The sequence below is a fragment of the Parasediminibacterium schistidii genome (assembly GCF_046546515.1).
GTDB lineage: Bacteria > Bacteroidota > Bacteroidia > Chitinophagales > Chitinophagaceae > Parasediminibacterium.
Genome location: NZ_JBKHKJ010000096.1, coordinates 1 through 851 on the forward strand (window position 1 = coordinate 1; position 851 = coordinate 851).

1 protein-coding gene is annotated in these 851 nt (G+C 39.2%); it reads left to right on the plus strand.

The window, feature by feature from the left end; translation table 11 throughout:
• A partial coding sequence (locus ACHFIY_RS19315) for an SMI1/KNR4 family protein (protein WP_410847771.1) occupies positions 1 to 644 on the plus strand: 644 nt, incomplete at its 5' end.
• Positions 645 to 851 lie beyond the last annotated feature (207 nt).

Consider the following 851-nt stretch of genomic DNA (forward strand, 5'->3'; position numbering starts at 1 on the left):
CCCGGCCATTTTATATGACACTATCTGATCTCAAATTGAAGCATGACAAATTAAAGAAACTTGACGGCGGCGGACTTTTCAAAAGGGCGACTTATAAAACTTTTGGTTCAGACACTCACGAATATAAATTCAACTCTCGTTTAACAGAAGATCCTCTAAAGAGCTTTGAAAAATCTTTTGTGTTGACACTTCCTACAGATTACAGGAATTTCCTAACTCAAATTGGCAATGGTGGCAGTGGCCCTGCTTACGGACTTCTCCCATTATTTGACTGGAACATTGAACTTGAAATAAGCGACAATAATTTTCTATCAACGGACTTCCCTCACATTGACAAATGGAATGATACGCAAGACTTTGAAATAGACGATGAAGACTATACAGAAACCGAAGAGTTTCAAAAATGGGAAGAAGAATATTTTTCAAATAAACACATTACAGGTAGCATAAGAATTTGCCATTATGGTTGTGCAATTTACTACTTACTGGTTGTGACAGGTAACAACACTGGACAAATCTGGGTGGACGACAGAGCGAATAATAATGGAATTTATCCTTCTATTTCAAAATCAACTAGCAGACGGTTGACATTTTTTGAATGGTACGACGAGTGGTTGACCGAAAGTTTAAGTCAACTTGCTTGACAAAAAACGGCCGGTAACATCCGTATTTGCGATATGGCTGGCTTGACGGAACTCACTCGGCTTTTAGTCCTTTTTTTAGCTTTTGTCCCGGCTGACCGTACAATATTGGGCAGTAGGTTATATATTTGAACTTTAGAGTAGGTATTAGGCTTTTGTTATCGGCTGACCCGGCGCTATTTTCAGCCACATCCCAAATACCGACTCGTT